The sequence below is a fragment of the Paraclostridium benzoelyticum genome, from assembly GCF_001006285.1.
Taxonomy (GTDB): Bacteria; Bacillota; Clostridia; order Peptostreptococcales; family Peptostreptococcaceae; genus Paraclostridium; species Paraclostridium benzoelyticum.
Map to the genome: position 1 here is coordinate 1 of NZ_LBBT01000081.1, position 4034 is coordinate 4034.

Sequence of the window (4034 nt, forward strand, 5' to 3'; positions counted from 1 at the left end):
TATTCTATTAATAATTTTTTGTCAATAATTTTTTAATACTCAAAAGACCCCTATATCGTAATTTACGACATAGGGGTCTTTTGAGTATTAATTATTTACCTGTACTTCCAAATCCACCAGTTCTTAATTCACCAGTTTCAAAGTCGTCTCCGTCTGCTAAAAGTATTGGCATGAATATAGCTTGTCCTATACCATCACCTACTTTAACTTCCCATGATTTTTTTCCTCTATTAACTAATTTTATAAAATAATGACCTTCATTAGATTCACAATTATAATAGTCACCATCGCCTATACCTACAGTATTTGCTAATTGTATTTGATATTTAAATCCCATTCCACTTCTTGGAAATAATGCTAGCATTTCTCCAACTTGCATATATGCTTTAAAACCAGTTGGAATTACTATATCTTCTCCTGGTTCCAATGTAAAATTCAATGTACTTTTTATGTCATATCCTGCAGCAAATTTTGTTGCTCTATTGGGTAATGTTAACTCTTCATATGCTATATCTGCATTTGCTTTTTCAAATTCTGCTTTACTTACTTTTTCAAATCCTCTTACTTTCATTATGTTTCTCCTTTAAAAATATCTTTAATACTTATAATAACATATCTATTTTTGTATAACAAATCAAAAAAATATTTAAAATTAGTTTTTTATCTAAGTTAATTAAGTTTCATTATAATCTCGGCAAAGTATTTGTCATTATCAATTTTTTTAGGAATATAAAAATCATATTTTATAAGCACTTCTATGTTTAATTTCTTATTATGATTAAAATATCTGTTCATCAATATTAAATACTTATGTAATTCCTCTAAATTGCCATAAAAATTAGTAGATGCAAACTTACCACAAACTATTTCTTTTGATAAATCTAATCCTTCATTTATATACTTTTTGGCTATATCTATATTCCTTTCTTCTTCTTGTATAAATAAAATACTTTCATTTTCTATAATTTCTTTATTGTTAACAACATTGTATAAAGTGTAGTAACATTCTTGATTCGTAGATTTTAAGTTTTCTTCCAAATACTTTGTATACTTTGAACTTTTTTCTTTTTCCAACATTTTCTTTATCTCAACACAATAAAATCTATACGTACTTTCATATACACTTATATTATTAAAATTATATTCATTTTCATAATTTTCTATTGTTTTGATTATTTTGTTTAAATTTTTTAATTGAGCATGTTTTCTCTTTAGTTCTTCAATCTTTTCTTCTATCATACTTTCTTGCTTTGTAATTAACTCTTTATATTCACAAAGTTCTTCACTTTCTATAGTTTCTTTTATATCAGATAAAGATATATCTAAATCTTTTGTTAAAAGAATTAAATTCAATTGATCTAAATGTTTTTGAGAATAACATCTATAGCCATTTTGTTTATTTATATCAGGCTTTAAAATTCCTAAATTGTCATAATACCTTAATGTGTCTTTACTTATTCCGAATAACTTACTTACTTGTCCTGTTGAAAGTTTCATAATATCACCTCAAAAATAATTATAGCCTATAGAACAACGCTATAGGCTATAATTATTTTTATTTACTTTATAAATTAACACTTACTTACAAACAATACTATCTATAACTTCTTTACATTCATTTTCTATATCTTCTATAGAATTGTGTATAAAGATTCCATTTCCGCATGCATATATGTTTTTTCTTGATGTCATAAATGTTTTATCAACTTGTGGACCTGTAGTTACTTGATTTAATTTAATATCACTTCTCATAGCTACTAATCCATCTGAAAGCATTGGGTTTGAAAATATCAAAGTATCACAATCTACAAATATCTCTTGATCTCCTTTAGATAACTTAACTCTATTTATTCTTCCTTGTCCATATATAGATTCTATTGAATAGTTATCATATATATTATCAGTTAATCCATAAGTATTAGCATCTTTATCAGTCGTAATAATTCCTACTACATTTATATTGTTATCTTTTAATTCCTTTTCTATCATGTACAATGTAGCATTTCCAGCTATAAGTATTTCTTTACCTGGAATCATATGAGGCATATTGAATATCTTTTTAGCCATTCCTACAGTAAGAATTCCAGAACATCTATCTCCTACCATATTTACAGGTTTTCTTGAACCTTCTTTTGCCCCATTTGAAAGTATAATATTTGTACCTTTTATTTTTTCTATACCATTTTCAGGACTAGTGCAAAGAACTTCATTATTATCCTCTATTTTTAAAACCATAGTATTTAATTTTACATCTATATCGCATTTATCTAATTTATTTAATAAACTAACTTTGTAATCTTTTCCTAATATAGTTTTTTCTTTAATTATATTATAATCACCTAAATTTAAAGCTCCACCTAATACAGGGTCTTTTTCAATTAATAATATATTCTTGATTCCTTTTTCGTTAGCGTCTATAGCACATAGTATACCCGCTGCTCCACCGCCAACTATAATTAAGTCATATGCTTTCATGATTAAACCTCCTTATATCCAATAACTGTAGAAGATTTGCAGTTTTTATTTACTTTACTTATATCTATTCCTAATTCTTTACTTAATATCATGCTTATTGGAATCATGCATCCACTTCCTTGACATCCACCCATCATGGCACGAGTTCTTCTCTTGATTCCATCTAATGTCGTAGCCCCTAGTGGTCTTCTTATTGCATCAATAATCTCACCTTCTGTTACAAATTCACACTTACATATCATTTTTCCGTAAGAAGGATTTTGAGCTATTAATTTATTTTTTTCTTCAATGTTTAATTCACTCATTCTAACCATTTTAGTTCTAGTCTCTTTAAAGTTTTCTTTTTCTTTTAATTGAATATTTTTAGAAACTATATCTACTACATATTTAGCTATAGCTGGCGCTGCTGTTAATCCTGGTGAGTCTATTCCTATTACATTTATGAAGTTTTTGCAATCTCTAGACTCTTCTATTATAAAATCTCCCCCACAAACTTTAGGTCTTAATCCACTGAATGTATTTAAAACTCTTGATACAGGAATGTCTTTTATAGTTTTTTGACTCTTTTCTAATATTTCATCTATACCTTCTCTTGAAGTTTCTATAGTATCACTATGTTTTGCATTAGGACCTATTAATAAATTCCCATCTACTGTTGGTGTAACTAAAACACCTTTACTTAATTTACTAGGTACTTGGAATAAAGTTTTTTCACATAATGTTCCTGCAACTTTATCAAATAAGCAATACTCACCCTTTACAGGATCAATTTCATACTTTTCATTACTAACTAAATAAGTTAAATCATCTGCTCCTAATCCTGCTGCATTTATAACTAGCTTACTTTCAACAACTTCTTTATTATCAAGTTCTATTTTATAAGAATTTAACTCTTTTTTTATATCCACTACAGAATTTCCTAGTTTAAATTCAACTCCATTTTCAACTGCATTTTCACCTAATGCTAATGTCATTTCATAAGGACTTACTATTCCAGAACTTTTTACATATAAAGCTCCAACTACATTTTTATTTATATTTTTCTCTAACTCTAAAACTTCGTCTTTATTTAAAATTTCTAATCCCTTAACACCTATTTCATCTCCATTAGCCTTTAATTCTTTTACTTTTTCTAATTCTTCTTCATTAAATGCTAGTACTAAAGCTCCATTTCTTTTAAAAGGAAATTGAAGTTTTTTAGATAAATCATCCATCATTTCATTTCCTTCTAAATTTAATTTTGCTTTTAGAGTTCCTTTTTTTTCATTATATCCGCCATGTATAATACCACTATTTGCTTTTGATATTCCCTCAGCAACATCTTCGTTTTTATCTATTACTAATATATTTAAGTCATATCTAGATAACTCTCTAGCTATGGCACATCCTACTACACCTGCTCCTATTACAGTAATATCTTTCATACTGATTCCTCCTTCATAAAGAGCTTTCATATCATTTTTTGTCAAATTTTAGCTTTTCTAATTTCAAATATAGTATATACCTATTTTTACTATAAGTAAAATTTATAATTTTAATAATAATCATTATTTTTTTTA

General features: G+C 26.6%; 4 protein-coding genes. All 4 read right to left on the bottom strand.

The window, feature by feature from the left end:
* Positions 1-91: 91 nt before the first annotated feature.
* The gene (locus VN21_RS03790; protein ID WP_021430828.1) at positions 92-571 is read right to left on the bottom strand and encodes a dCTP deaminase/dUTPase family protein; all 480 of its coding nucleotides are present in this window, start codon (positions 569-571) and stop codon (positions 92-94) included.
* A gap of 98 nt (positions 572-669) precedes the next feature.
* On the bottom strand, positions 670-1497 hold the full coding sequence (locus VN21_RS03795) for a MerR family transcriptional regulator (protein WP_046822120.1): 828 nt from the start codon (positions 1495-1497) through the stop codon (positions 670-672).
* A gap of 81 nt (positions 1498-1578) precedes the next feature.
* Positions 1579-2475, bottom strand: coding sequence for an FAD-dependent oxidoreductase (locus tag VN21_RS03800; protein ID WP_046822121.1), 897 nt, complete (start codon positions 2473-2475; stop codon positions 1579-1581).
* A 2-nt stretch (positions 2476-2477) separates the two neighbouring features.
* Positions 2478-3899 (bottom strand): NAD(P)/FAD-dependent oxidoreductase, encoded by a 1422-nt coding sequence (locus tag VN21_RS03805; protein ID WP_046822122.1) that lies wholly within the window; start codon positions 3897-3899, stop codon positions 2478-2480.
* Positions 3900-4034 lie beyond the last annotated feature (135 nt).

Bases quoted from the DNA above. Each gene is read 5' to 3' on its own strand.
- VN21_RS03800 (WP_046822121.1), bottom strand. From the start codon at position 2,475: ATGAAAGCATATGACTTAATTATAGTTGGCGGTGGAGCAGCGGGTATA.
- VN21_RS03805 (WP_046822122.1), bottom strand. From the start codon at position 3,899: ATGAAAGATATTACTGTAATAGGAGCAGGTGTAGTAGGATGTGCCATA.
- VN21_RS03795 (WP_046822120.1), bottom strand. From the start codon at position 1,497: ATGAAACTTTCAACAGGACAAGTAAGTAAGTTATTCGGAATAAGTAAA.
- VN21_RS03790 (WP_021430828.1), bottom strand. From the start codon at position 571: ATGAAAGTAAGAGGATTTGAAAAAGTAAGTAAAGCAGAATTTGAAAAA.